Source organism: Paenibacillus sp. NPDC057886, from assembly GCF_042796655.1.
GTDB lineage: Bacteria > Bacillota > Bacilli > Paenibacillales > Paenibacillaceae > Paenibacillus.
The window spans coordinates 33,681-60,613 of sequence record NZ_JBHVMZ010000008.1; the positions used below are offsets into that span (position 1 = coordinate 33,681).

Consider the following 26,933-nt stretch of genomic DNA (forward strand, 5'->3'; position numbering starts at 1 on the left):
TATATGTTTAACGGGGAAATACAGCTTCTGTAGCAGGCTTTCGTTTCCACTCAGACAACACAGAAATCAGACTCTCAATGGTTGCTTCTTCAGCCATCATTGTGACCTTCAAGCCTGCTGCTTCTGCCGTCTTCGCTGTAACAGGCCCAATACACGCAACCTCAACATTTTTTAATAAAGGCAAGGGGTCCTGCAATCCCATCCGTTTCAGAATGTTCATGAGATTGGTGACGGTGGATGAACTCGTGAAGGTCATCGCATGAATGCCGCCCTCTTCAAGCAGCTTCAGCAGTTCATCGTCATCCTCGCCAGCCAGAATGGTGTCATAGATAATGGCCTCGGTGACCAGAAGTCCCCGCTCCCTCAACTGTTCAGGCAACCAGGAGCGCGCAAGATCTCCATGCGGTAAAAGAACCCTCTGGCCTTCCTTCAGTTCACTTTCAAAAGCTTCGAGCATACCTTCGGCCTGAAATGGCCCTTGGATGACCTCGGCTACGATGCCATACTTACGCAAAGCTTCCCCAGTGGAAGGCCCTACCGCCGCAACTCTCGCTTGATGAATGGAGCGAATATCTTTCCCCTGTTGCTCCAAATGACGGAAGAAGAATTCCACCCCGTTTACACTCGTGAAAAATACCCAGTCAAACGTATTTAACGCACCAAAGGCCTGTTTGACACTTTCCTGTGCCGACTCCCCTGATGGCATTACGGTCTCGATTACCGGAAATTCATAAGGTTCGCCGCCAAGTTCCTCGATCCGGTTGACCAATTCACTAGCCTGACTGCGTGCCCGTGTCACCAAAATGCGTTTGCCAAACAGCGGTAGTGCTTCCGCCCATTTCAACTGTTCGCGCTGGTTCACCACCTCACCAACAACAATGACAGCGGGTGGTTGAAAGTTCGCAGCGATGACTTTTGCTTCAATATCTTCAAGCGTGCCTGTGATCGTATCCTGCTCTGCTCTTGTTCCCCAGCGAATCAATGCCACTGGTGTCTGCGCCGGGCGTCCATGACGAATCAACTGTTCGCTGATATATCCAATTTTGGAGACGCCCATCATAAATACCAGTGTACCTGTTGCATTCGTCACTTTATCCCAATGAATACTGCGGTCAAGCTTGTCCGGACTCTCATGCCCCGTAATGATGGAAATAGAGGAAGCATAGTCGCGGTGGGTCACAGGTATTCCAGCGTAAGCAGGTACACTTATTGCTGAGGTTACACCGGGTACGATTTCAAAAGGAACGCCGTTTTTGCGCAGCAGATCAGCCTCTTCACCTACGCGTCCGAATATCGTCGGGTCTCCCCCTTTAAGCCGGACCACAACCTTGCCTTCCAGTGCGAGATCAACCAGCAGCTGGTTGATTTCTTCCTGCTTCATCGTATGTCGATCCGGCCGTTTGCCCACATATATTTTAACCGCGCCGGGCTTCATTTGTTTGAGTAATCTCGGACTAGCCAACCGATCATAAACGACAGCATCCGCTCTACCGATCGATTCCCAGCCCTTTACCGTAATCAGCTTGGCGTCCCCTGGACCTGCACCAACCAAAAAGACCTTCCCCACCATGTCTTCATCCCCTAACTTCTGCCAGTATCTGCTCTGCTCCCCGTTCAATCAATCTCCAAGCCACTTCTTCTCCAAGACGAACCGGATCTCTGCCCGTCATAGCTTCTTTAAGAATCAGTCCGCCGTCCGGCGTGCCGACCATACCTGTTAATTGTAACGCGTTTTGTCCATTCGGGGAATCTGCATCTTGCTGTGGCACCCATACGGCATGTGCTCCAATCGGAACCTGACAGCCCCCATTCAATACACTAAGGAAGCGACGTTCAGCCAACACAGGAAATGCAGTTTCCGGATCGTTATACAACTGCAACAGATGGAGCAGTTCTGCATCATCTTCACGGCATTCAATGCCGAGCGCACCCTGGCCTACTGCGGGAAGACAAGCTTCCTCTGACAGATATTCCGTAATCCGATCCTGCCAGCCCATTCGATACAAACCAGCGGCAGCCAAAATAATAGCGTCCAAACCTTCTGTCTCCAGCTTGCGCAAACGGGAATCAATATTGCCACGAAGCGATTCAAGTTGCAAATCCGGACGGTATGCTTTCAATTGACTGGATCGACGCAGACTGCTGGTCCCCACTCTTGCACCTTCCGGCAATTGATCCAATGTGAGTCCACCATTCGAAATCAGTGCGTCACGAGGATCCGCACGGCGCGGAACAGCTCCGTTCGTCAACCCTTCAGGCAACTCGGAAGGCATATCCTTCATGCTATGAACAGCCATATCAATCGTGCGATCCATCATCGCCTGTTCAATCTCTTTGACAAACAGTCCTTTGCCTCCAACTTTGGACAGGGTTACATCGAGAATCAAATCTCCTTTTGTAACAATTTTATGTACTTCAAAATCAAAAGCTAATCCTTCCCGTTCACAAATATCACGTAAATCTTGAATTACATGGCCTGTCTGGGTCAAAGCAAGTGCGCTCTGTCTGCTTCCCACTTTAATTGTCCGCATGTCTACACGTCCTCCTGATTATGGGATATCCAGTCCCCAATTTGTTCTTCAGTCCACCACTTAAACTGACCTGTACGGATCTTTTCCAGCACATTCATTTCGGTTAACCGACGGAGTAATTTAGCTCTGACACCTGAAGAAGATACTCGTGCCTTTACTTCCATCCTCATCTGATACAAAAATTCAATATAAGTCTCGTACTCATCTCCGAATTGCTGTTCCAATGTGTCACGAATTTCTGCTGCGGCCACCGGACCTGCTCCAGCGGTCGATATCGCAATGCTCAGTCTGCCACGCCTGACCACACTTGGTGTAATAAAGGTGCTTCGCTCAGAAGATATGGCGTCATTAACCAGTATACCCGCATCTTCAGCTTCATGGACAACAGCTGTGTTCACTTCACCATGGTCCGTTGCTGCATATACGAGAAAGGCCCCCCGCAAATCTCCATTGCGGTAGGACCGGGCCAGCCATTGAATTCGGGAATCATGATGCAATTGTTGTAATATTGGCGTAACTTCCGGACTAATCACCTTGATTTGTGCTTCCGCATGAAGCAAACCTTTTATTTTACGTTCAGCAACACGTCCGCCTCCAACCACGCAGCAGGATTTCCCTGATATATCCACAAATATTGGCGTGTACCGTTTCATCCCCTTCACTCTCCCGTCCAACGATGAAACGCTGAATATGCATTGGATAAAAAACTGATAATGACAAAGCCGTATCCGATCAGCGTCCATCTCGCCATAATGACTGTGGAGAACTGTTTCCTTCTCTTGAAAACGAAGTATCCAACATAGATCGCTATGGCAAGCCCCGTAGCAATAACCTTGAGATCCAAGAGCAGGCTCCAGCGCGTTTCGGCCACAATGGACAATACCGCGAGCATGATAGAAACACCAAGAAGAGGTGTGCCGATCAGTGTAGCACCATCCATATATTTGCCGATCACCTCGAGACTCGGCAGACGACGTACGGTATCATTCCACTTTTTATTCTTCAGCTTGCGGTGCAAAAACAGATATAACATGGCAAATACAGCACCCACCGTCAGAGCTGCGAAACCAAGATTTGCCAAGGTGATATGCATAATAAGCAATCCATGCACAGTCTGCCAATTATGCAGAGATATCTCACCTGCTGTAAACCACAAACGGTTCAACACCGTAACCGAGAAACCAACCACGTTCAGCAACAAAATGGCAAATTCGGAACGCTGGATACGAGTCATCACCAGAGACATCAGCACAATACTAAATGAAAAGATAAACAAAAAATCAAACGTGGTGTAGATTGGAAAATGCCCTTCGGTTAACATGCGTAAAATGACATGGAACACCTGAAGTGCCAATACAACAACAAGAAACCCTGTGCCTGTCCGCTTCGCCCCCGCATTGCGTCGAATGCAGTCCGAGAAATAGAACAGTAGGCTCAGGGCATACATATAGATTAAAGCTTCGTAGATTTGTTCAGCTAGGGTCAAGCTGCCCACCCGCCTTATACGCCTGCCGGAGCATAAGCCGGCACGGGGTCTTGCCGGGAATCGTTAAAATGAACCGCATCCGGTTTGCGCAGAGCCGTGGCATCGCTCTGATTTACTTTCTCAGCGGCCACCTCTACTGCATCCTCCAGAGCAAAGATCTGAGTAAACATGCGTAGCGCTTCATCACCATGGTTGGTACCAGCCATCTCCTTAATCCGGTTAATCGGATCTGTCGTCATTTGATTCACGATGCTTTTCGTCAGACGACGGATAACTTTACGCTGATGTTCATCCAGTTCAGGCAATTTATTAAACAGACTATCCATCGTTTCTTCATGAATGGAAGCTCCTTTTTCCTGCAATGCCCGAATTACAGGACGAACGCCCAAGGTTTTAAGCCATTGATAATAATCTTCCATCTCAAGTTCAATCATTTTCTCGATCTTCGCAGCTTCCACCTTACGCATCTCCAGGTTGCTCTCCACGATTCCTTCCAAATCATCAATATCATAAAGGAATACATTGGATAACTCGCCGATCGCCGGATCGATATCCCGCGGAACAGCAATATCAATCAGGAACAGTGGACGCGATTGACGACGCTTCATACTCTCTCGAACAACAGTGGCATCCAGTACATATCTTTCTGCCCCCGTCGAACTGATGACAATATCAACCTCGTTCAGTCGCTCTAATGCCTGTTCCATCGTACAAGGGGTCCCCCGAAACTTCGCTGCCAATTCCTCAGCTCGCGCAAGTGTCCGATTCGCCACAATGACTTCGGAGGCTCCGTTGGTATAAAGATGTTTTACTGTAAGTTCACTCATTTTGCCGGCACCCAGAATCAGCACCTTCTTATCCGTGAACATACCAAAGATACGCTTGCCTAGCTCTACAGCAGCATAACTTACAGATACCGCACTCTCTCCGATCGAAGTCTCTGAATGTGCGCGTTTGCCCAATGTAACAGCCTGTTTGAACAGCATGTTAAACCAGGTCCCAGTAGCTTTCTCTTCCTGCGCTTTGAAAAAAGCCTGTTTCACCTGTCCAAGAATCTGAGTCTCGCCAATAACCATGGAGTCCAGCCCACAAATGACTCGGAACAAATGGCGCATAGCTTGATCATCTTCATATATATATAAGTGTTGCGTAAATTCTTCCCGTGGAACATTAAACCATTGTTCCATGAACGTCCGAATAAAATAACCACACATGTGAAGACGGTCTACCACAACATACAACTCGGTACGGTTACATGTGGCTACGATTACACCTTCCAATACACTCTTGGTCAGCTTGAGCTGCTGCAGCGCTTCAGACAAGTCCTTTTCTGCAAATGTGAATCGTTCCCTAACCTCTACAGGCGCCGTGCGATAATTCAAACCAACGACAACGATGTGCATTGCAAGTTCACCTGCCTAATAAATTTCCAATCAAAGTGTTTTCTACATATGTTCATCCATTTATGATTGACATGATTAATTATATCACACATCCATACTATGACCGGCCATTTTTATGAAATGTTTATGAAATTCCCATGTAAATCATCTTATGCATTGTCATTTATTGTAGTGTCTCACCAATCTTCACCGTTATGCGTTAAAATACTTGTTTTAATGATAAAGATTCATGAAAATCCCATATAAAACAAATAGCCATGGAAGGCTCCATGACTATTCAGATTTGGGATCTGGTTCCTATATTCTTTTCAACGAGATTAAAAATAACATCTATTCAAAGGGAATGCAACCCCTTTTAGGAAGATCAAAAAATAAAAGATTTCGTACCAATCAAGCTCCCAAAATCAAAAAAATCCCCTTTCGCAGCTGCCTGGAATGTGCCAGATCAGAGCATTAGGGGATGGTTAGTTAGGTACTTGTATAATTCACACTTTTAGGTCAATAAGCTTCAAGCTCAAACAGTCGTTTCTGGTGGCGAGCAAGCCTTTCATCAATCTGCTGGAGCTGTTCAGAAGTAGAAAGATTCATTCTTGTATCGAGTAACGAATCAATCTCGGCGTATACCCGAATGATCTCACGTTCAACATCCCGAGCCTGGAACACACGCTTCAATTCAAGCAACGTATTTTTGTATTCATAGATGACACGGATATTCTCGCCGGTCTGCTCCACAATTTTACGGACAACGCCTTGAGTATAAACATACGTCATGGTGAACTCTTCATAAATCCGATGAACAACGCCGTCACCCTTAAAGGTCATAAAGAGCTTCCGGACTACATTCGTCAGATGATGGTTTACCAGGCGGCAAGATAACTCACAGATGTAAAACCCTTCCCTACGGTCAAACGGGAAATGAACTTCTTCTCCACTCACATCTTCTAGCACAATTTCCTGGCAGCCATTCTCCATCACCTTCACACGTTGATGAATCCGACCGTCTTCTGTCATGCGCAAAAACTGATGCATCTGAGGTTCTGACAATTTCAAAATGGCTTTAACATACTCTGTGGCTAATCGATGAGCCATAAAAATCTCCTCAATTCTTTCCCGATTGTTTTGTCTTCCTGCACATGTGGCAGTGATCTCAAAATTCTTCAGGCCGGCAAGGCCGGTACTTTGGTACTGTTGGCACAAATGCACCTATACTCATTATACACTACCGTAAAGCTATTTCGCCCCAAAATAAAACAATGAATTTTCACGAAAACCCATAAAATATGGATTTAACCTTGATCTCATCAAAGATACACCCAAGTTGCTCACTTTCCTGCATAAAAATGGCGCAATCCCCGGTTATCCGTTAATTTCGTGATCTTCGTGATTTTCCTCAGCCTGTGGCTCTTCTTCCACTGCAGCTTGACCGATTCCGGCAAAACGGGTGATGATCTCCCATAATTCTTCTTTACCTAAACCTTCTTCCGATGAAAACGGTACAAACAGATCACCTGGACGAAGATCCAAAGCTTCCTTGATGACTTTAATATGTTTGGCTCTACGCGTTTTCGGAATCTTGTCCATCTTCGTCGCTACCACAACAAGTGGCAAGCCATGATGGCGAAGCCAGTCATTCATCATCATGTCATCCTTGGACGGTTCATGTCTCATATCCACCATTTGCATGACAAGCTTCAATTCTTTCCGTTCCAGCAAATATTTCTCCATCATTTTGCCCCAGGCAAAACGCTGCTGCTTCGACACTTTGGCATAGCCGTAGCCGGGGAAATCCACAAAGTAGAGATCCTGATTGATCTTATAATAGTTCAGTTGCTGTGTCTTACCAGGGGTAGAACTCGTCCGCGCCAAGTTTTTGCGATTAATCAAACGATTGATCAAAGATGATTTTCCTACATTGGATCGTCCCGCCAAGGCAATCTCGGGCAGGCCGTCCTCTGGGTATTGTTCAGGCCGAACGGCACTGATAATAAATTCGGATTGATTTACTTTCATAATGTATCTGTCCTCTCTTTAACTCCTGTGCTCTTACTTAGAGCTGCTGTTGGTATTATGCCATGGATTGTTCTATCATACCAAAAAAACCGTTCCAGCGGACGCCAAAGCTTCCGCAGAACGGTTTACTCTTCATACGATCCCTCGTTTAACGGGCTACAGGTGTATTCCTGCCTGTTCCACAAGCGCATGTTGCAGCACCTGATCCATATGGGCTACAGGAACAAATTCCACATCTTCCTTGATGCTGTCCGGAATATCCCGCAGGTCCCGTTCGTTATCCTTGGGCAATAATATTTTTTTGTAACCGGCGCGGTGGGCCGCCAGTGATTTTTCCTTAAGTCCGCCGATCGGCAACACACGGCCACGCAGCGTTATTTCGCCAGTCATAGCAATGTCCTTGGAGACATGTTTGTTCGTCAGAGCAGAGATCAATGCAGTCGCCATCGTAATTCCGGCAGATGGTCCATCCTTCGGAATGGCTCCTTCCGGAACGTGGATATGGATATCATTCTTCTCGTGGAAGTCAGACGGAATGCCAAGCTGTGCAGCTTTGGATCGGGTGTAGCTGAATGCCGCCTGAGCCGATTCCTTCATGACATCGCCCAGTTTACCTGTCAGCGTCAGCTTGCCTGTACCAGGTACAACGGTAACCTCGATCACGAGGGTATCTCCACCCACTTCAGTCCACGCCAGTCCCGTCACCGTACCAATCTGATCTTCCAGTTCGGCCATACCGTAGCGGAATTTACCCGGACCAAGGTAATCCTTCACTTCATCTGGTGTAATGTTAATCTGACCTTCCACACCAGACACGATGTTTTTGGCCGCTTTCCGACACAACGAAGCCATCTGCTGTTCCAGATTCCGCACGCCGGACTCTCGTGTATATTCACGAATGACACGCAACATGCTGTCATCCCCGATATTCAGCTGATCTTCTTCCAGACCATGATCCTGTTTCTGTTTCGGCAGCAAATAGTTTTTGGCAATTTGCAGCTTCTCCAGCTCGGTATACCCCGGAATATTGAGCATCTCCATCCGGTCCAGAAGCGGACGTGGAATGTTATGCACTGTGTTGGCAGTTGTAATAAACATAACGTTAGATAAGTCAAACGGCAACTCTACAAAGTGGTCACTGAAAGTATTGTTCTGTTCGGGATCAAGTACTTCGAGTAACGCTGCGGAAGGGTCTCCGCGGAAGTCCGAAGCCATTTTATCGATCTCTTCCAGCAGGAAAACCGGATTGAGTGAACCTGCCGTCTTCATGCCCTGAATGATACGGCCTGGCATTGCGCCCACATAGGTACGGCGATGACCGCGAATTTCTGCTTCATCTCGCACGCCACCCAAGGATATTCTGACGAATTCACGTCCAAGGGATCTGGCGATAGAGCGGGCAAGCGACGTTTTCCCGACCCCTGGAGGTCCAACCAGACAGAGGATCGGTCCTTTAAGCTTTTTCACCAGCTTCTGAACAGCCAGATATTCAAGCACACGTTCTTTTGGTTTTTCCAAACCGTAGTGGTCTGCATTTAGCACATCTTCAGCCTTTTGAATATCCAGATCGTCCGCTGTCAGCTGCGTCCAAGGCAGTCCCAGCAGCCAATCCACATAGTTGCGGATAACACCGCCTTCGGCAGAACTTGATGGCATTTTCTCCAGGCGATCAATTTCTTTCTCAACCTTTTCCTTCACCTTGTCCGGCAAGCCAAGAGCCTCCATTTGATTTCGGAGTTCCTCAACCTCCCCGGCACGGCCTTCTTTCTCACCCAGCTCTTTCTGAATCGCCTTCATCTGCTCACGCAGATAGTATTCTTTCTGGGTTTTTTCCATCTGTTTCTTCACGCGCTGGCTGATTTTGCGTTCAAGCTCCAGTACTTCCCGCTCATTGTTCAGAATGTCCAGCAACTTCTCCAGCCGTTCACGAACGTCGATGGTCTCCAAAATCTCCTGTTTGTCCTTGATCTTCAAAGACAGGTGACTGGTGATGACATCGGCCAAGCGACCGGGTTCTTCAATATCAGACACAGCCGCAAGTGTCTCAGGTGTAACCTTTTTGGACAGATTAATATAATTTTCGAACTGGTTCAGAACTGTACGCATCAGCGCATCTGTTTCCGGATGACTGTTCTCCTCTTCAGGAAGCTCTTGTGCCAGTACCTCGTAATATTCCTCGTTATCCGTATATTCAATGATTTCAGCCCGTTCCAAGCCTTCCACAAGTACACGAATCGTCCCGTTTGGAAGCTTCAGCATCTGTCTGACCTTGGCAACCGTTCCGATTCTGAAAATGTCCTCTTGTGTTGGTTCTTCAATATTTACCTCGGCTTGGGAACATAGGAGAATCAAATGTTCTTCTACCATCGCTTTTTCTAAAGCCTTGACCGATTTCTCCCGGCCCACATCGAGATGCAGTACCATACTCGGGTAGACGAGAAGTCCTCTTAAAGGCAGTAAAGGAAAACGACGACCTTTCGCTTTGCTTGGTCCCATCGCTTTCGCACCTCCAATGGCTCTCAGGTTGTAGTCATTCATTATTCTATCAAATGTTCACATAAAAAACCAATGAAGGGAAGCGCTTAGCAGCTTCCCGAATCTGTAACCTGTCCTGGACGGGGCAAGTCAGCACGTAAATAGGATGCGGATGCCGGTGGGAAAATCTCCGGTGCAGGTGTCGCTGTATCCTCCGCAAGGTTGATTTGATTGGCTTGCTCCTCATTAGGCACCCAGTCAAATACTTCTCGGAATACGTCTTCAACGGTATCGACCGGGATAACACGTAAGCCATCCAGGTTTTCAAAGATGGACTGCCAGTTCTCTGCTGGAATAATGACCGTCTTTGCTCCCGCCTGGAATGCAGCCTCCACTTTGGCAAGTACACCGCCGATCGGTTTTACCCGGCCATGAATACTGATCTCTCCAGTCATCGCTGTCTCATGGTCAATCGGACGCCCCTGGATGGCTGATGTAATGGCTGTCGCCATGGCGATCCCGGCAGACGGGCCATCAATTGGCGTTCCACCTGGGAAGTTAACGTGTAAATCATAGTCGTTAGGACGAATGCCCATGGCCTTTAATACGGTTAACACATTTTCAACCGAGCCTTTAGCCATGCTTTTTCGCCGGAGTGTGCGCGAACCGCCTCCAATCTCTTCTTCATCCACAACTCCCGTGATGTTGATTTGTCCCTGATCTCGAAGAGCTGGAACAGCGGATACTTCAATCTCCAGAATGGTGCCCATATTCGGTCCATATACGGCCAAGCCATTCACAAAACCGATCTGCGGCCGCAAAGGCACCTTGCGATCTGGCCGGGGCTGAATCTGGCTGCTGCCAGCGACCCATTCCACATCCGACGCCTGCAGCGTTTCACGTTTTTCGGTCAAGGCCAGCCCAGCAGCGAGCTGAATGATATTGACCGCTTCACGGCCATTGGTTGCATACCGCTTGACCACATCCACTGCTTCTGGACATGGACTGAATCCGATTTTCTGAACGGCATCTTCCGCAATTTGCCCAATCTCTTCGGGCAGCAATGGACGGAAATAGACCTCCATGCACCGCGAGCGCAAGGCCGGAGGCAGTTCATGGGACGAACGAGTTGTCGCTCCGACAAGACGAAAATCGGCTGGCAGACCATTTTGAAAAATATCGTGGATATAAGCAGGAGTATGCGTGTCTTCCGAGTTATAGTACGCACTTTCCAAAAAGACCTTGCGGTCCTCCAATACTTTCAGCAGTTTATTCATCTGAATAGAATGCAGTTCACCGATCTCATCAATAAAAAGCATCCCCCCATGCGCTTTTGTAACGGCACCGGGTTTGGGCTGAGGAATGCCTGCTACGCCCATCGCTCCTGCTCCCTGATAGATCGGATCATGCACTGAACCAATCAAGGGGTCAGCAATACCCCGTTCATCAAAACGCGCCGTCGTGGCGTCGAGTTCCGTGAATTTGGCATCGGCCTTGAAGGGAGATGACGGATTCTTTTTGGCTTCTTCCAAAACCACCCTTGCAGCAGCTGTTTTCCCGACTCCTGGAGGTCCATAAATAATGACATGTTGTGGATTAGCACTGCATAGTGCGGCTTTAAGGGCGCGGAGTCCGTCTTTTTGCCCTACTATGTCATTAATGGTTGCCGGACGTGTCTTCTCTGCTAGGGGCTTGGTGAGTGAAATGGAGCGCAACTTCCGCAACTTCTCCAGTTCCTTGCGGGATTCACGCTCCACCGCACTGCGATTCGTTTTCTGGCCACGAAGCAAATTCCAGAAATACAAACCGATCACCACACCAAAAAATAATTGAATCATCATTATGACCATACCAAATTCCATGTCTCAACATCCTCCTGTTCTATCCCTATTCTCATATGAGATCATGCTAATACTTGGTAGTATAGCCTTTTCACCGAGACGTAAACGGGTGATCAGGAAATTGTGTGTTTGACAACAAAAAACAGCCCGTCATTGCTGACAGACTGTTGCAAAACGATATATAAATCAATCAGTGCGAGCGGCCAGGAATAACTCCTGTCGTTTCATAGGACTCCACGATTTTGTCGATCTCTTTTTTCAATTCCTCAACCATGATTTCTTCCGGCACTTTACGGATCATTTTACCATGACGGAATAACAAGCCTTCTCCGCGTGCACCGGCAATACCGATATCCGCTTCCTTCGCTTCACCCGGACCGTTAACGGCACAACCCAACACCGATACTTTGATCGGCACCTTGAGCTTGGAGATATACTCTTCCACTTCATTTGCAATGGAGAACAGATCGATATCCAAACGGCCACAGGTCGGGCAGGAAATCAACGTAGCTGCATTCGAAATCAATCCAAAGGTTTTGAGCAGGTCACGAGCAACCTTGATTTCTTCGACCGGGTCCGCACTAAGCGATATCCTCATCGTCGAACCAATGCCCATCGATAACAAGGCACCCATGCCGGCAGAACTTTTAATTGTACCGGAGAATAACGTACCCGCCTCGGTAATCCCCAGGTGCAAAGGATACTTAATGATTTGAGCTGCTTTGGTATAGGCTTCAATCGCCATCGGTACATCCGATGCTTTGAGAGACACGATAATATCGTGGAAATCCAATTCTTCCAAAATACCAATGTGATAAAGTGCACTTTCTACCATAGCATCAGCTGTTGGATAACCGTATTTTTCGAGCAAATGGTTTTCCAGAGAACCTGCGTTTACCCCGATCCGAATCGGAATACCTTTATCTTTACAAGCTTTGACGACTTCCTCTACTTTGGCACGTTTACCGATATTGCCGGGATTAATCCGTACTTTATCAATGCCGTTCTCAATCGCAAGGAGTGCCAGTTTATAATTAAAATGGATATCCGCTACAAGCGGAATATGAATCCGTTTTTTGATTTCCTTGATAGCTGCGGCAGCTTCTTCATTATTTACCGTTACACGCACCACTTGGCATCCGGCTTCTTCCAGTCGCAAAATCTCCGCAACTGTCGCTTCAACGTCTGCCGTTTTGGTTGTACACATACTCTGAATAATGACTTCGTTGCTGCCACCAATCGTTAAGTTTCCCACTTTTACGGGTCGTGTATCCTGTCTTAAAAACATGAGTGATTTCTCTCCCCACAACGTCAAAGCTCCACCCTGACAGAGACATGAATTCGCCTTCTGCCAGGAGTGGAGAACTGACAAGTCTATATTTCAGTGTTGAAACGGAATATTCACCTTTAGTTAGGCACTTTCTTCCTGCTTGTCGTCCTTGGATTGGCTCAGTTCAGGCACGACTCTCTTCTCAACGACCTCTTCGGTAATGACACAGTTCGTAACATCATCACGGGAAGGCACTTCGTACATGATCTCAAGCATAATGCCCTCGATAATTGCGCGCAGTCCACGTGCACCTGTGTTACGTTTGATGGCTTCTTTCGCAATCGCAAGCAATGCTCCTGGTTCGAACACCAGATTCACATTATCCAGCTCAAGCAGTTTTTGGTACTGTTTCGTAAGCGCATTTTTGGGCTCGGAAAGAATCCGTACCAGTGTGTCCTCGTCCAGTGGCTCCAAAGTGGAGATGACTGGCAAACGGCCTACAAACTCCGGAATCAGACCAAATTTCAGCAAATCTTCCGGCAATACCATACCCAGATATTCACCTGGTTTAAGATCTTTTTGTTCCGCAACGGTGTTAAAGCCGATGACTTTTTTACCGATCCGGCGTTTGATCATTTGCTCGAGACCATCGAAGGCACCGCCGCAAATGAACAAGATGTTGGTGGTATCAATCTGGATGAATTCCTGATGAGGGTGCTTACGACCACCTTGTGGTGGTACAGAAGCTACAGTTCCTTCCAGAATTTTCAGGAGCGCCTGTTGAACACCTTCACCCGATACATCACGTGTAATGGATGGGTTCTCGGATTTACGCGCTACTTTATCAATTTCATCGATATAAATAATGCCGCGCTCTGCTTTTTCCACATCATAATCAGCAGCTTGAATCAGCTTGAGCAGAATGTTCTCTACATCCTCGCCGACATAACCTGCTTCCGTCAATGAAGTTGCATCAGCAATAGCAAAAGGAACATTAAGGATTTTAGCCATCGTTTGCGCAAGCAACGTTTTACCAGAACCCGTAGGTCCTAACAGCAAAATGTTACTTTTTTGCAATTCAACGTCCTCAATCTTGCTTTGTGTGTTGATCCGTTTGTAGTGGTTATAAACCGCTACAGACAAAGACTTCTTCGCCTGATCCTGTCCAATGACGTACTGGTCAAGAATGTCGCGGATTTCTTTCGGTTTTGGAATATCTTTGAGGTCCAGTTCTTCGTCATGACCGAGCTCTTCCTCTACGATTTCAGTGCACAGTTCGATACATTCATCACAAATGTAAACGCCTGGTCCAGCGACCAGCTTGCGCACCTGTTCCTGAGATTTACCGCAAAAAGAGCATTTCAATTGCCCTTTCTCATCGTTAAATTTAAACATGAAACCACCCCTTTAGGAATTGATCGGTCTGCTGAGCACCTGGTCAATAATGCCGTACGTTTTGGCTTCTTCAGCACTCATGAAAAAGTCACGGTCTGTGTCCCGCTCGATTTTCTCAAGGGGTTGACCTGTACGATCGACGTATATTTGATTCAGTTTCTGACGTGTTTTAATAATCCATTCTGCGTGAATTTTGATATCCGCAGCCTGTCCTTGAACGCCGCCAAGCGGCTGATGAATCATCACTTCGCTGTTAGTCAGCGCATATCGTTTGCCAGGAGCACCGGCTGTCAGCAATAACGAGCCCATGCTTGCTGCCATACCTACGCAAATGGTCGATACATCCGGCTTGATATATTGCATCGTATCGTATATACCCATCCCTGCGGTGACAGAACCACCAGGTGAATTAATGTACAAGCTGATATCCTTCTCAGGATCGTCGGCTGCCAAAAACAAAAGCTGCGCTATGACAAGATTGGCTACATCGTCATCAATCGCACTGGTTAAAAAGATAATGCGATCCTTCAGCAAACGCGAATATATATCGTAAGACCGCTCGCCTCGATTGGTTTGTTCAACAACCATTGGCACCAGACTCATGAGACCAACCTCTTTTCTACATGTAATTAGACATAGGCTACCTGTAAAGCAAACCCAAATTCATTCTAACACGTTCCTGTGACAATGTCATTTTTCACAAGTGGTGTCAAGACGGAGTGAGTTTACTTTTTTGCCTGATCATATTTAACCATGTTTTCTATGTATGTGCAAATCGGAGCAATCCTATGCCGTTTCACCTTTTTTTATTTGCAGGAGAACCATAGGACGTTGAATATGCATAACCCATGCCGCAAAAAAATCCCATCCATATTATTACTGAATCCTCTATAAAATGGATGCCATAATTTAAAAATAAGGCACGCAATGATTCACGTGCCTTATCGTTTATTCAGCTGTTCATTACATAACAGCTTGTTTTATTTTTCGTCAGCTTCTGCAGCAACTTCTTCAGCTGGAGCTTCAACAGCTTCAACGACTTTGCTGTTCTCAACGAGAACATCGATCGTTTTACGCAGTTTCACTTCATCACGAAGGCTGTCCAGGGAACCATTACCCTCGAGAATGCCACGAATCTCTTCAGCAGGACGCTTGTAAGACTCAGCCATTTTTTCGAGTTCTTGGTTAACTTCTTCGTCAGACACTTCGATGTTTTCCGCTTTACCAACTGCTTCAAGAACCAAGTTGTTGCGAACACGTTTGGAAGCATCTTCCTGCATTTGTCCTCTCAGGTCAGCTTGTGTTTGACCGGAGAAGCTCAGGAACATTTCCAGGTTCATACCTTGGTTGCGCAGACGGTTGTCGAAATCACGCATCATGTTTTGTACTTCGCTGTCCACCATTGCAGAAGGAATGTCCACTTCAGCATTTTCAGCCACTTTTTCTACAACAGCATTTTCTTGAGCTGCTTTGGCTTCATCTGCTTTACGGGATTCCAATTGCGTTTTCAGGTCAGCTTTGTACTCTTCAAGCGTCTCGAATTCACTAACATCTTTAGCAAACTCGTCATCCAGTTCAGGAAGTTGTTTACGTTTGAGTTCATGTACTTTCACTTTGAATACCGCTTTTTTGCCAGCCAGTTCAGCTGCATGGTAGCTCTCTGGGAAAGTTACTTCAACGTCTTTGAAGTCGCCAGTGGAAAGACCCACAACCTGCTCTTCAAATCCTGGGATGAACGTGTTGGAACCAAGTTCCAGGGAATAACGCTCAGCTTGTCCGCCTTCGAACGGTACACCATCAACAGAACCGTCAAAGTCGATTACAGCAACATCGCCGTTTTGTGCAGAACCTTCGTCGATAACAACGAGTTCAGCGTGACGTTGTTGAAGACGCTCGAGCTCTTCAGTCACTTCTACATCCGTTACTTCATGTTTGGCTACAGCAACTTCAACGCCTTTGTAGTCACCCAGTGTAACTTCAGGTTTAACGGTTACTTTCGCTTTGAACTTGAATACTTGTCCTTTAGCGAATTGTTCCACATCTACATCAGGGCGATCAACCGGGAAGATATCCGTTTGGTCGATTGCTTCTGTGTAAGCTTCAGGAAGCAAAATGTCAATTGCTTCTTGATATAGGCTTTCTACACCGAAACGAGCTTCAAAGATCGAACGTGGAACTTTACCTTTACGGAATCCAGGTACGTTTGCTTGTTTAACTACTTTATTAAAAGCTTTGTCGAGTGCTGCAGTTACACGATCTGCACCCACTTCAACCTCAAGAACCCCAAGGTTCTTCTCTATCTTTTCCCAAGTTGCTTTCATTGTATACTTTCCCCTCCAAAATTCGCATGTTCACGTAGGCAATCACGTACAAAATAACCATTTTAGTATAAACAAGATTAGATTCTTTTTCAAGGGGAATCCCTTGATACGGTTTGAGGAAAACGTTTCCGGGTCCTATTGACCATCCAAACCAGCAGAAACAAACTGCTTCATTGATCGATATGCTTGCTCCAGACGAAAGCGCATCGCCCCTGTCACAGCATACATTGAGCGAGTATCTTCCTCGTCATGCGAACCGCCCAGACTGTCTGCAACGGTCATATGTAGAGCAGCTCCCCATATATCTGTCATGGAATCATTTTCTTCAAGCATGGACATGTAATCACGGGTTCCGTACACGGCCATGACATATTGAATCCACAGTTCTTGTGCAAAATAAAAGAGCGTAGGTTCATGAACCTCCGTCTGATCTGCCACTCTTTCAAGAATCTGAACAATCTGAATCGGGAAATCCTCAGGTCTAAGCGGAACGGTATCAATCTCCACTTCAACCGGCTCTTCCCCACGAGTAAACGCAATAATGCCTTGAACACCTCGGCGACGTAATGTCTGAAGCACACGGAACTGAAGCAAAGGATGCAGTGTCTTGTCTTTGAGCCAACCGGTAAGCGAATCATCAATTTCTGGCCGATCGAGATACGCAAGCTGCTCCAGCGCCAGCATCGTTTGTTCAGATAAAGGTTCTTCCATCACGGTACGAAGCAGTTTATCCGCATAGCCGTCATCCTGCTCAAGCTTGGAACGGGCATGTTGGCGTGCCATGTCCTCTTCACTGATTTCCTCTTCTTCACGCTCTTCACGAATCTCGGGTAAATCTTCCCCATAATGAGGGAATGCAGCTTCAAGCCATTCGAGCAAGGCTCGCCATTCGTCGTAATGTCGTTCTTCCTGCCCTTGGCATTGAAGCAAAAAGCGAAGCAGGTCCATCGCTTCACCATATCGTTCATTTTCTAGCATAACCGTCAATTGAATCTGGTAATAGTCCAGCGTCTTAGGAAACAGCACGATATTGTTACTGTGCTCGGTTTCCGGGGTCGTGGATTCCTTAATAGGAGCACCTCCTCTGTATCCTGAATCTCCAGTCGCAATCAACCATAAATAGATGTATATTAAACGAAAGTCGATCTATTTTTTGAGTTCTTCTGATATTCTAACATAACCTTAATCATAATGAAAAAAACGTTACCGCCGCCAAATATCATATACGGAAAATAGTTTAAAATAAAATGTTTGATATTCATCATTATTTATGATAAAATCAATTTTGCTTGAAAAATTTCATGTCTCAGTAGCTCAGCTGGATAGAGCAACGCCCTTCTAAGGCGTCGGTCGGGGGTTCGAATCCCTCCTGGGACGTATTAAAGAAAAGCTTCCTTCGGGAAGTTTTTTTGCGTTCTAGGGATGAGAACCCCAATGGTTCGTCGGAGCCTAAGCTTCGGGAGCACAACTTCGCAGTCTCGACTGCAAGGAGAGTATCCCTCCTGGGACGTATTAAAAAAAGCTTCCTTCGGGAAGCTTTTTCTGCGTTCTGGGGATGATTGGATACGTTCATTATCTGATGTTGACACGGGATGTTATGCTTGTTTGTGTATATGTATGTATCAATGTATACATATTAGACAAATAAACCATAGGAGATTTACCATGCCATCATCTTTACATCAAAACTCACCTGACCGCTCTACAGTCGATAATTCATCGTCAGCATCCATGAAACTTGGACTCTTGCTGGCAGGCATTATCGTTATCGCAGCGACAATGCGTTCACCTATTACGGCAACAGGTCCAATTGTGGAACTGATCCGTACAGATACAGGAATAAGTCATACAATGGCAGGCTTGCTTACCTCTCTTCCTTTGCTTGCCTTTGCGGCAATCTCTCCGTTCGCCCCACAACTGGCGCGAAGATTCGGACTGGAAACCGCTCTGTTAACTGCCATAATTCTCGTGACCATAGGTGTAGGCCTCCGGTTTATGCCCTCTGTTTCCGTTCTCTTCGCAGGAACAGCGATTCTCGGATGTGGCATTGCCCTGAGCAACGTATTGCTGCCTAGTCTGATCAAGCGGGATTTCCCATTGCGAGTGGGACTCGTTACCGGCCTCTATTCCGTGTCCATGAATATATGGGGCGCTATTGCCTCAGGAATCAGCGTTCCCGCGGCAGGCTTAACCTCCATGGGATGGCACGTTTCACTGGGCATGTGGGCTATACTGTCCATTCTGGCCCTGATTCTGTGGCTGCCTCACGTCCGTTCTGGACGTCGCGGCGAAGTTTACGTGGCTTCGAGAACGGAAGCGAAGTCGGTTCGTCTTATTACATCTTCCTTAGCCTGGCATGTCACATTGTTCATGGGACTGCAATCTTTAATTTTTTACACTACAATTACCTGGCTGCCCGAGGTTCTATCTGATCAGGGTTTTAGTTCCTCTTCAGCGGGCTGGATGTTATCCTTGATGCAAATGGTTAGTGTTCCGGTAACGTTCATCGTCCCCATTCTAGCTGGACGAATGAAAGATCAACGTGTGCTGACAGCAATCACAGGCTCATGTCTGATTCTGGGATACGCATTCCTTTTAAGTGGTATTTCCTCTCTCGTAACCGTCGGTGTTGCTTTGGCTGGCGTTGGAGCTGGGGCTTCGTTCGGACTTGTAACCATGTTTTTTGTACTGCGTACGTCCGATGCAAGACAGGCTGCGGGACTTTCAGGTATGGCTCAATCCTTTGGGTACATGCTGGCGGCCATCGGACCTTTGCTGTTCGGCGTGCTACATGATTGGACAAAAGGATGGACCCTTCCATTGCTGGTACAGGTTCTCCTTGCCATTGTACTACTGATCGCAGGTATAACAGCCAGCAAGAATCGAGTGATCGGTTAGATTAATTTACGCTCCCCTTATGAGGTGTGACAGGCTAATAAACCTGTCCCTGTAAGGGGAGCGTTTTATTATTCACGGACTTTCATGCGAACTATATTCAATTTACAACTAACAGGACCACGGTTGCGCTATTCCATTCCCGCAGCAGAAAAAAACAAAATAAAACGGCCTCCATCCCGCGAAATCAGGATGAAGACCGCTTATGCGAAAAACAATTCCTTCAATAAATTAGTGCCGAAGAGCTTATTTCACCTTTACCGTGATCTTGTCCGTGCTGGTCACACCAGCTGCGTTGAGTAACTCCGCCCGGTACGTATACGTGCCTGAAGTGCGTCCAGACAGCGAAGTTACAGCGCTTTGCGCATTAGGCGTAACCGCATGAAGTGCTTGGGTGTCGATCAACTTATCATTTTCGTAGAGGCGGTACTCGGTGGCATTGGTTCCCCACCACAAGTTCATAGTAACCTTATAATTGCCGTCTCCATCCCAGTTATCCTGAGAGAGAACTGCTTTGCCTGGCGATGCATTGGTAACCCGGACAGTCAGCGTCTGACTCCGCGTGGTGCCCTTGTCGTTAATTAGCTCAGCCACGTACGTATAAGTGCCGTTAGTTTTACCTGTAATCTTCGTTTGAGCAAACTGTGCCAGAGGCGCATTGTAGGTCAACTTCTGCGTATCAATCAAAACCCCGTCTTCATATAGTTTGTAGCTGGTGGCGTTCTCGCCCCACCACAAGTTCATGGAAACAGTATATGATCCTTCAATCAGGCCATTAACACCCCCGTTATTGTGAGACAACACAGGCGTTCCAGGCGCTTTGACAGCTGGAGTTTCCGGCTCGGTCTCCGTGGATTTCAAACTTAGTGCCGTAGTAACCTTACCAGAAAGCCCCTGTTGGTCTTTTACCGTAAGTTCAACGACATATTCGCCTGCTTGGATGGCCTCCAAAGGAAGACTGAAACTGCCATCCGATTGTATTCCAAAGGCACCCTCTTTATAAATGGAACCATCCGCTTTTTTCACGATGTATGTTGCTTCCAAGGAAGCCGCCGCATCAAACTCAATGTTCCAACCGTCTCTGACCGCAGGGGCGACACGGAAGTACAAATCATCTACGCTACCATTAATGACGGCAGATTCATCTTGCTTGAATTCCAGTTTTTCTGGCGCTGTGACAACCGGAGCTGCTTTTTTCACCAAAAATGGAGAGGTATCTTCTTTATACGTTTTGCCATCAACACCGAGTGTAGTGATATCAACCGTATAAAGACCATCCGGAATTACAGTTACCTCGTCGGTAGTGTAGTCTGCATACTGTCCATCCCAAGCCAGATTATATCTTGTGTTGGCAGCGAAATTGTAGTAGTTGCCAAAAATAGATCCAATATATCCATCTCCATAATAACCCCCCTCCGGGTTAAGGCCATCGAAGATTTCAATAAGCGCAAAATTCATCGGATTGTAGAATTCCATAGCTACATTAAGTGTATCCAGCGTACCATCAGTCTTCAATGGGTAATGGAACGGGTTCTTCTCTGTGCCTTTTACAGTCTCAATGTATTTAACGCCTGCCAGGGTAAGATTGAAATGTGCGACATATGGAACCGTAAATGTGTTTGTTCCATTGGACAATTGAAGGTATCCTTGGGCTTCTGTTACCGCAGTAACACCTTTTGGAACTGTAATGGTAACCTGCAACTCTTCCTCACCATTCAGTGTAAAAGAGCTCTTGTCCACCGCTACCGATACGCCAGGTACCGTACGTGTTGGATTCACGTTTACAGTGTAGTTTCCACCGCTGCCATTCAGCGACTCCACTTTGATCGTTTTGCTGACGGTTTTTTCGTCCGTGCTCAGGAAGTTGCCGAAATTGACACTACCTGTAACATTAGGCTTCTCAACAACCGTCCCATTCTCTGTGTATTTCGTTACATCCAATACTTTAACAAATGCAGCAGGATCAATTGTTTTCACTGCTTGAATACGTCCTGCACCTTGATCAAACACATCGTATTTTGTCGAGTCGAGCACTTTACCATTGTTCATGAGTGCCACTTTAATATCAAATGGTGTCCAGTCACTGTGCTTCTCAATCAACAGGGCAACCAGTCCGGCAACATGAGGTGTAGCCATACTTGTACCTGATTTACGATCGTAAGCCTGTGAATAATCTGCTCCAGGTTCGTCCTTTCCATAGGCAGGAACAGTAGACAGAATGCTGGTACCCGGTGCAACCACATCCGGTTTGATATCCAGAGTCACCTTGGCTGGTCCGCGGGAACTGGATGCATTCATTTCATCGCCAGCCGTTTGGCCTTTAACGAAGTCACTGAAGCTCACTTCAACGCTTTGACCGGCATCCAGCTCAGCTTTGATACTTTCTCCATCTTCCTTCGACATGCTCAAGGTTGGAATACGTTCAAAATTATCTCCCAAACTCACACCGATCGGACCTGGAATATTGTTGTATACGATAATAGCAACTGCGCCAGCAGCTTTGGCATTGGCTACTTTCTCCACAAATGCCAGCTCGCCGCGCTGTACAAAAGCCACTTTGCCTGTAAAATCCTTGCCTTCAAAGTCGGTCGGTTTACCCAACCCTGCAAATACAAGATCATATTGATCCGTCAAAACAGATTCCGGATCTGCTGAAAGACTCCAGCCCATCACATCAAGGCGGTACACCGACTCAGTAACAGCCAGTGGATTTTGCTCCGTTTCAGTTGGAGCAACTGCAGGCGCTTCTTTCACAGGTGCAACTTCTGAAGATGTTTCGATCGGCGCAGAAGGCGAGATTGGTTGAACACCCTCTACTGATTGGCTGTCTCCCACATCTAGTGCTGTAGCATCTGCAGTCGCTGATCCAGACAATGCAGCTTCGTTTGTTGATGAAGCTTCTTCCCCTGTCGCACCTTCCGGTGTGGTTGATGGTTCGCCTTGAGCCGGAACTTCAGGAGTATCCGTTCCCGGTGCTGCTCCCAGCTCAGGAGATGGCTCAACTTCAGGGACAGGTTGTTCTTCAGGAAGCGTACCTTCACCTTCCTCACCAATCCAGAAATGAGTGTTGGCAGTAATGCTTTGGCTAGGACCTGTGGAGTTACCTACAGTAATTGCCATAGCCGATGCCCCTGGAGAGCCCAATGTGTAACGGTTAGGGCCATTGTTACCACTCGCCACAACAGCTGTCACGCCAGACAACATGGCATTATTAAGAGCAACCGAGGTAATATAACTTGGATCATTGGCAGCGTTACCCAGCGAGAGATTGATCACGTCCATACCATCAGCAACGGAACGATCAATCCCCCCTAGTACCCATGAGGTTTGTCCACTGCCATAGGGTCCAAGAACACGATAGGCATATATATCGGCTTCTGGTGCAACTCCGACAATGCCGTAATCCCCTGCTTCACGAGCAGCAATTGTACCCGCTACGTGAGTACCATGGGAAGTGTAATAGGCGCTTCCGGTTTCATTGAATTCCGGTTGACCAGAAACCTTCCACTCTTCATGCGTTGTTTCGTAAGGATCATTGTCATTTCCAACGAAATCCCATCCACCTTTGTAGGCATCTTGCAAATTAGGATGCTCATAATCAATTCCTGTATCAATAACACCAACTTTTACGCCTTTTCCTTTGTATCCCAGATTCCATACTTCAGGGGCGCCAATAAATGGTGCTGTATCTTTCATATAAGGATTCACTTCATCAGTTTCCGGGGCTACGGTAATTTCAAGGTCAGGGTATACACTGACAACGCCCGGTATGCGAAGCAACTGTCCCAATTGATTGCCCTTAAGTTCGATGGCTACACCATTCAGAGCATATGCGTAATTTTCCAATACTTCGTGTTTGATTTTATTCTGAGTGAGGCTATGTACAAATGACTGTTGTTGTTGCTCGACTTGAGTCACAGCCTTTGTTTCCATAGAGGAGGTAAAAGATTTTCCTGAGAGGGTAGATTCGCCTTGCGCAACAGCAACTGGTTTATTGGAGAGCTCAACAATTACTCTTGTTTTCTCTCCCCCAAGACCTTCTAGGCTCTTGTCCAAAAATGGATCTGCTGCAAGCTTTCCTTCTCGCTGGGCAAGAATTTCTCTCCATTGTGTGGCTTCGGCCTTGCTTAGCGAGTTCTCAAGCTGAACACCTACAGGAGCGGCTCCGGCCGCTGGCATGATGATAGAAAAAGTCATTAGAATACTTAACAATATGGATATCAATCGTTTATTCAAGGCTATGCCCCTCCTTCTCAATATGAAAGTACCTCACCAATCGCTTGGGTCCTGCTATGACAAGTACTGCAATACCTGTGACAACTCACCGCCCTATCTGCAAGAAGATTGACCCTTGGTAAATTATTCTACTAAAATAACACATTTTCCTTCTAAATAATTACAAATATGATATAAAAATTACTTATATGGTTCTTGAGTAAGAGAAAGTGTGAAATTGTATTTATTTGTCGATTGAATATTTCAATTTTTAAATGCAGTATAGGAAAAAAGGCCAAGAACCTCTTCATTCTGAAAGAGATTCCCAGCCTATATGTGATCGATGGATTTCATGAAAAATATTCTGTTAATTCATTTAACAAAGACACATCTTTTGATTTTTTAGCTTCCCGGCTTCACAGCTTCAATTCGAAGACGCTTATAATCGGCATAGATTGCATCTTCTTTCCAGAGCTTCGGCACAACGATTTGGCTAGTTTCACGACAGATTTCCTGAATTTGCTCCTGACTCAAACCATCAAAATAGTCCCCTCCAAAATGAGCCAACCAGCCCTCTATACCCTGTTCACCATCTGCCAGTCTGGTAGGACGGTCATAGTGGTAGGCCTGTCGAACCAAAAATCCGCATTGTTCCAAAATGTTGCTATATTGCCCGATCGTCGGGAAATACCAAGGGTTGCGCTCTGATCCACAAATACCAGTGTGTCGTTCAAGCACTTCCTCTAATGCATTTACAATGATCTGCACATTTCCTTTGCCACCGAACTCCGCCACAAAACGTCCACCAGGCTTCAAAGATTTCCATATGCTATCCACTACAAGTCGCGGACTTCGCATCCAATGCAGAGCTGCATTGGAAAAAACGGCATCATAGAGCTTGTTCGTCTCAAACTGATGCCCGTCACCCTCCATGAACTCGATATCGGGAAACTTCTCTCTTGCACGACGAATCATGTCCGGTGATGCATCCATGCCAACCACCTCAGCCTGCACTACAGAAATTTCGTACGTCAAATCCCCCGTCCCGCATCCCAAGTCAAGGATATACTCCCCTTTTTGAGGTTGAAGCCATGAGATTAAACTTTTACCGTAACCCGATACAAAAGCCAGTTTGTTGTCGTACTCATCCGCTTGCCATTGATTCATTGATTGCATGGATACCACCGTCGCTTTCATAATTGATATCTTCATTGTGTCACAAGACGGTTTATTATTTAAATATATAAATTCTATACATTTGATAGGTTATACCTATAAATCGGACGAACCTTTGGGTTTCTCTTCCCCTGTACGCAAAAAAGCTTCCCGAAGGAAGCTTTTTCTGACGTCCCAGGAGGGATTCGAACCCCCGACCGACGGCTTAGAAGGCCGTTGCTCTATCCTGCTGAGCTACTGAGACAAATATGTATAAAAAATACGGCGCGATTCCTATTATACTCTGAATTCTATATTTTTCAATAGTTTTTATAAAAAAATTAATAATTGCATCTTTCCACATGACTTGGACGTAATATTCTCATACTCAACACATGGACAGAATATGAATGCTTTTAGCAGGCAATATTGAGGATATTAGCTCAGATGCATATAGAAAATAGGCTGACTATATTCATGATGAGTATTGCTGGGTAATCTTTTGCATACATACATCTCATTGAACAGATAAAGGAGAGAAACGCTATGAGACAACTTTTATCCGCATTATCCTATTTTAGTATTTTCTTTGCTCCGTTCCTGTTTCCCATCATTATTTGGATTGTGGCCAAAGACAACTATATTGAGGGACACGCTAAAAGGGCCTTATTCTCGCATATATTCCCGTTTCTTGCGGCAATCCCGCTACTCTATTTCTTTGTTACCGCCCACAGTCTCGGTTCCGCTGTCGGATTTGTAATTCTGTTCTTTGTCATTTATGCATTGAGTTTTGTATACAATATCGTCAAAGGTATTCAGGTGCTGCGTGAATATGCCTGACCACAAGTTTCACCATCAAGTTAAATTAAACATTCAAAAACCCGCCTTTCAGAAGAAGGGCGGGTTTCTGCATTCCGGTTACTTGTTTCCCTGACGCCACGGATATCTCAGGGTAGGATGCTTCCTGTTAATGGCGAGCACTTCCTCGGCAAACTCGGTATGATGCGCATAAAGGTTCCCTTTATTTTTCTTGAACTTGGAAGCCATTGCTGTCACCTCCCCGGAACTTGCCTTTAGTATGGCTCCGGGTAATTTCGCTTATCCTTTGCGTCTATCGGCATTTGTTGGAACGTTCACCTTAACCTTGTCCCACCAAATAGCGCTGAAGCGTCGGCCCCAGTAATCCGAAGGCAAGAAGCTCACTCTGAAACTGCGCTTTATCTTCTCCTGCTGTAATGCCTTCGCTGTTCTCAAACGCCGTTTCCGTAGCGTCTTCAAACGCTGTGTGCATATTGTTATTGTACCAATCTAGAACTGCATCCGAATGATTGCGTACAATTCGAACGACTTCAAGCGAATTCCCCGGCTGGGTAGCCGCAACGTATACAAGCAAAGACGGATCCCCTGTATTTCCAGGCTGTACCTCAACTTCTGCACAAGACAATCCATCCACTTCGGTTAATCTGCGTATTTTGGCATCCTGAATGGCATACATTTGTTATCGCGCTCCTTTGTCCATTTCATGTACTTTGTTCGATCTGGTATCGGGTCTCTAGTGTTCCCAAGCGATAAATTTCCCGATACACCTGCTGTAATACAGCTTCATATGCACGGTTTACAGACTCCTCCGGCGTATCCGGCCAGGGGAATACCATTCCTGGAAAGGCCTCTTCCTCTTTTTCCTGCATCAGATTAAGCAGTCCCAGTAATTGTTCCGCCTCCTGAGGCGTCGCCTGGATCACCCATTCATAAGACGTTACGTGCGGGTCCGGAATAACGGAGCGCCCCATGACAGATACATAATAGGTCATACTGTCCATTTGCAAGTTCTCTCCTTCACAGGCATGTTGAGGCCGTTGTCCCTAGAACTAGTTTCCGAAGAGGACAGACATTTTATGCCTGCTTTCGGCATATATTTGTTACGACTTCTGACGAA

Annotated in this window: 21 protein-coding genes and 2 tRNA genes; 3 read left to right on the forward strand and 20 right to left on the reverse strand. The window is 46.4% G+C overall.

Annotated features, from left to right (window positions below; genetic code table 11):
- Positions 1-7: 7 nt before the first annotated feature.
- The 14 genes from cobA to ACFVQB_RS24955 form a co-directional block, all read right to left on the reverse strand.
- Positions 8-1,570: a uroporphyrinogen-III C-methyltransferase gene (gene cobA, locus ACFVQB_RS24890; protein ID WP_379445642.1), complete on the reverse strand. Its 1,563-nt coding sequence runs from the start codon at positions 1,568-1,570 to the stop codon at positions 8-10.
- A 4-nt stretch (positions 1,571-1,574) separates the two neighbouring features.
- Complete coding sequence (gene hemC, locus ACFVQB_RS24895) at positions 1,575-2,531, reverse strand: hydroxymethylbilane synthase (protein ID WP_379445647.1); 957 nt, start codon at positions 2,529-2,531, stop codon at positions 1,575-1,577.
- Positions 2,532-2,533: 2 nt separating this feature from the next.
- Positions 2,534-3,184, reverse strand: a complete 651-nt coding sequence (locus ACFVQB_RS24900; protein ID WP_379445652.1) for a precorrin-2 dehydrogenase/sirohydrochlorin ferrochelatase family protein — start codon at positions 3,182-3,184, stop codon at positions 2,534-2,536.
- 5 nt (positions 3,185-3,189) lie between these two features.
- Positions 3,190-4,017 carry a cytochrome c biogenesis protein CcsA gene (gene ccsA, locus ACFVQB_RS24905; protein ID WP_379445657.1) on the reverse strand — a complete coding sequence of 276 codons (828 nt, stop codon included), beginning with the start codon at positions 4,015-4,017 and terminating at the stop codon, positions 3,190-3,192.
- 14 nt (positions 4,018-4,031) lie between these two features.
- Positions 4,032-5,420, reverse strand: a complete 1,389-nt coding sequence (hemA, locus tag ACFVQB_RS24910) for a glutamyl-tRNA reductase (protein ID WP_379445663.1) — start codon at positions 5,418-5,420, stop codon at positions 4,032-4,034.
- A gap of 498 nt (positions 5,421-5,918) precedes the next feature.
- Positions 5,919-6,509 (reverse strand): non-ribosomal peptide synthetase module, encoded by a 591-nt coding sequence (locus ACFVQB_RS24915; RefSeq protein ID WP_379445667.1) that lies wholly within the window; start codon positions 6,507-6,509, stop codon positions 5,919-5,921.
- Positions 6,510-6,776: 267 nt separating this feature from the next.
- On the reverse strand, positions 6,777-7,430 hold the full coding sequence (gene yihA, locus ACFVQB_RS24920) for a ribosome biogenesis GTP-binding protein YihA/YsxC (RefSeq protein ID WP_379445673.1): 654 nt from the start codon (positions 7,428-7,430) through the stop codon (positions 6,777-6,779).
- Between the two features lie 156 nt (positions 7,431-7,586).
- Positions 7,587-9,926 carry an endopeptidase La gene (gene lon, locus ACFVQB_RS24925; RefSeq protein WP_379445676.1) on the reverse strand — a complete coding sequence of 780 codons (2,340 nt, stop codon included), beginning with the start codon at positions 9,924-9,926 and terminating at the stop codon, positions 7,587-7,589.
- Between the two features lie 86 nt (positions 9,927-10,012).
- Positions 10,013-11,767, reverse strand: a complete 1,755-nt coding sequence (gene lonB / locus ACFVQB_RS24930) for an ATP-dependent protease LonB (RefSeq protein WP_379445693.1) — start codon at positions 11,765-11,767, stop codon at positions 10,013-10,015.
- A gap of 169 nt (positions 11,768-11,936) precedes the next feature.
- Entirely contained in the window at positions 11,937-13,034 is a 1,098-nt protein-coding gene (gene ispG, locus ACFVQB_RS24935; RefSeq protein ID WP_379445699.1) for a flavodoxin-dependent (E)-4-hydroxy-3-methylbut-2-enyl-diphosphate synthase, read from the reverse strand.
- 123 nt (positions 13,035-13,157) lie between these two features.
- Positions 13,158-14,411, reverse strand: coding sequence for an ATP-dependent protease ATP-binding subunit ClpX (gene clpX / locus ACFVQB_RS24940; protein WP_063566713.1), 1,254 nt, complete (start codon positions 14,409-14,411; stop codon positions 13,158-13,160).
- 12 nt (positions 14,412-14,423) lie between these two features.
- The gene (clpP, locus tag ACFVQB_RS24945) at positions 14,424-15,014 is read right to left on the reverse strand and encodes an ATP-dependent Clp endopeptidase proteolytic subunit ClpP (protein WP_024633993.1); all 591 of its coding nucleotides are present in this window, start codon (positions 15,012-15,014) and stop codon (positions 14,424-14,426) included.
- A gap of 377 nt (positions 15,015-15,391) precedes the next feature.
- On the reverse strand, positions 15,392-16,732 hold the full coding sequence (gene tig / locus ACFVQB_RS24950) for a trigger factor (RefSeq protein ID WP_379445712.1): 1,341 nt from the start codon (positions 16,730-16,732) through the stop codon (positions 15,392-15,394).
- Positions 16,733-16,867: 135 nt separating this feature from the next.
- Positions 16,868-17,710 carry a hypothetical protein gene (locus ACFVQB_RS24955; RefSeq protein ID WP_379446872.1) on the reverse strand — a complete coding sequence of 281 codons (843 nt, stop codon included), beginning with the start codon at positions 17,708-17,710 and terminating at the stop codon, positions 16,868-16,870.
- Between the two features lie 325 nt (positions 17,711-18,035).
- Here ACFVQB_RS24955 and ACFVQB_RS24960 point away from each other — a divergent pair.
- Together ACFVQB_RS24960 and ACFVQB_RS24965 are read left to right on the forward strand one after the other, a co-directional pair.
- Positions 18,036-18,109: transfer RNA gene (locus tag ACFVQB_RS24960), tRNA-Arg, on the forward strand.
- 288 nt (positions 18,110-18,397) lie between these two features.
- Entirely contained in the window at positions 18,398-19,630 is a 1,233-nt protein-coding gene (locus ACFVQB_RS24965; RefSeq protein WP_379445724.1) for a CynX/NimT family MFS transporter, read from the forward strand.
- Between the two features lie 243 nt (positions 19,631-19,873).
- On the opposite strand, the gene ACFVQB_RS24970 is transcribed toward ACFVQB_RS24965, so the two are convergent.
- The 3 genes from ACFVQB_RS24970 to ACFVQB_RS24980 all read right to left on the reverse strand — a co-directional run bounded on the left by ACFVQB_RS24970 (position 19,874) and on the right by ACFVQB_RS24980 (position 25,262).
- Positions 19,874-23,863 carry a S8 family serine peptidase gene (locus tag ACFVQB_RS24970; RefSeq protein WP_379445731.1) on the reverse strand — a complete coding sequence of 1,330 codons (3,990 nt, stop codon included), beginning with the start codon at positions 23,861-23,863 and terminating at the stop codon, positions 19,874-19,876.
- A 381-nt stretch (positions 23,864-24,244) separates the two neighbouring features.
- Positions 24,245-25,039, reverse strand: a complete 795-nt coding sequence (locus ACFVQB_RS24975) for a methyltransferase domain-containing protein (RefSeq protein ID WP_379445733.1) — start codon at positions 25,037-25,039, stop codon at positions 24,245-24,247.
- A gap of 149 nt (positions 25,040-25,188) precedes the next feature.
- Positions 25,189-25,262: transfer RNA gene (locus ACFVQB_RS24980), tRNA-Arg, on the reverse strand.
- Positions 25,263-25,543: 281 nt separating this feature from the next.
- On the opposite strand from ACFVQB_RS24980, the gene ACFVQB_RS24985 reads away from it, so the two are divergent.
- A complete protein-coding gene (locus ACFVQB_RS24985; protein ID WP_053783120.1) occupies positions 25,544-25,837 on the forward strand; it encodes a magnetosome magnetite crystal formation protein family in 294 nt (97 codons plus the stop codon).
- Between the two features lie 78 nt (positions 25,838-25,915).
- Here the strand turns inward: ACFVQB_RS24985 and ACFVQB_RS24990 are convergent, their stop codons facing one another.
- The 3 genes from ACFVQB_RS24990 to ACFVQB_RS25000 all read right to left on the reverse strand — a co-directional run bounded on the left by ACFVQB_RS24990 (position 25,916) and on the right by ACFVQB_RS25000 (position 26,817).
- Positions 25,916-26,044, reverse strand: coding sequence for a hypothetical protein (locus tag ACFVQB_RS24990; RefSeq protein WP_379445749.1), 129 nt, complete (start codon positions 26,042-26,044; stop codon positions 25,916-25,918).
- Positions 26,045-26,135: 91 nt separating this feature from the next.
- Entirely contained in the window at positions 26,136-26,492 is a 357-nt protein-coding gene (locus tag ACFVQB_RS24995) for a hypothetical protein (RefSeq protein ID WP_379445760.1), read from the reverse strand.
- A gap of 25 nt (positions 26,493-26,517) precedes the next feature.
- Positions 26,518-26,817, reverse strand: a complete 300-nt coding sequence (locus tag ACFVQB_RS25000; RefSeq protein ID WP_379445763.1) for a hypothetical protein — start codon at positions 26,815-26,817, stop codon at positions 26,518-26,520.
- Between the last annotated feature and the right edge of the window lie 116 nt (positions 26,818-26,933).

Coding starts and splice junctions, on each gene's coding strand:
- cobA (WP_379445642.1), bottom strand. CDS start 1,570: ATGGTGGGGAAGGTCTTTTTGGTTGGTGCAGGTCCAGGGGACGCCAAG.
- tig (WP_379445712.1), bottom strand. CDS start 16,732: ATGAAAGCAACTTGGGAAAAGATAGAGAAGAACCTTGGGGTTCTTGAG.
- ACFVQB_RS24985 (WP_053783120.1), top strand. CDS start 25,544: ATGAGACAACTTTTATCCGCATTATCCTATTTTAGTATTTTCTTTGCT.
- ACFVQB_RS24995 (WP_379445760.1), bottom strand. CDS start 26,492: ATGTATGCCATTCAGGATGCCAAAATACGCAGATTAACCGAAGTGGAT.
- lonB (WP_379445693.1), bottom strand. CDS start 11,767: ATGGAATTTGGTATGGTCATAATGATGATTCAATTATTTTTTGGTGTG.
- ACFVQB_RS24975 (WP_379445733.1), bottom strand. CDS start 25,039: ATGAAAGCGACGGTGGTATCCATGCAATCAATGAATCAATGGCAAGCG.
- lon (WP_379445676.1), bottom strand. CDS start 9,926: ATGGGACCAAGCAAAGCGAAAGGTCGTCGTTTTCCTTTACTGCCTTTA.
- hemA (WP_379445663.1), bottom strand. CDS start 5,420: ATGCACATCGTTGTCGTTGGTTTGAATTATCGCACGGCGCCTGTAGAG.
- ACFVQB_RS24990 (WP_379445749.1), bottom strand. CDS start 26,044: ATGGCTTCCAAGTTCAAGAAAAATAAAGGGAACCTTTATGCGCATCAT.
- ACFVQB_RS24965 (WP_379445724.1), top strand. CDS start 18,398: ATGCCATCATCTTTACATCAAAACTCACCTGACCGCTCTACAGTCGAT.
- ispG (WP_379445699.1), bottom strand. CDS start 13,034: ATGTTTTTAAGACAGGATACACGACCCGTAAAAGTGGGAAACTTAACG.
- clpP (WP_024633993.1), bottom strand. CDS start 15,014: ATGAGTCTGGTGCCAATGGTTGTTGAACAAACCAATCGAGGCGAGCGG.
- yihA (WP_379445673.1), bottom strand. CDS start 7,430: ATGAAAGTAAATCAATCCGAATTTATTATCAGTGCCGTTCGGCCTGAA.
- ACFVQB_RS24915 (WP_379445667.1), bottom strand. CDS start 6,509: ATGGCTCATCGATTAGCCACAGAGTATGTTAAAGCCATTTTGAAATTG.
- ACFVQB_RS24900 (WP_379445652.1), bottom strand. CDS start 3,184: ATGAAACGGTACACGCCAATATTTGTGGATATATCAGGGAAATCCTGC.
- hemC (WP_379445647.1), bottom strand. CDS start 2,531: ATGCGGACAATTAAAGTGGGAAGCAGACAGAGCGCACTTGCTTTGACC.
- clpX (WP_063566713.1), bottom strand. CDS start 14,411: ATGTTTAAATTTAACGATGAGAAAGGGCAATTGAAATGCTCTTTTTGC.
- ACFVQB_RS25000 (WP_379445763.1), bottom strand. CDS start 26,817: ATGGACAGTATGACCTATTATGTATCTGTCATGGGGCGCTCCGTTATT.
- ACFVQB_RS24955 (WP_379446872.1), bottom strand. CDS start 17,710: ATGCTAGAAAATGAACGATATGGTGAAGCGATGGACCTGCTTCGCTTT.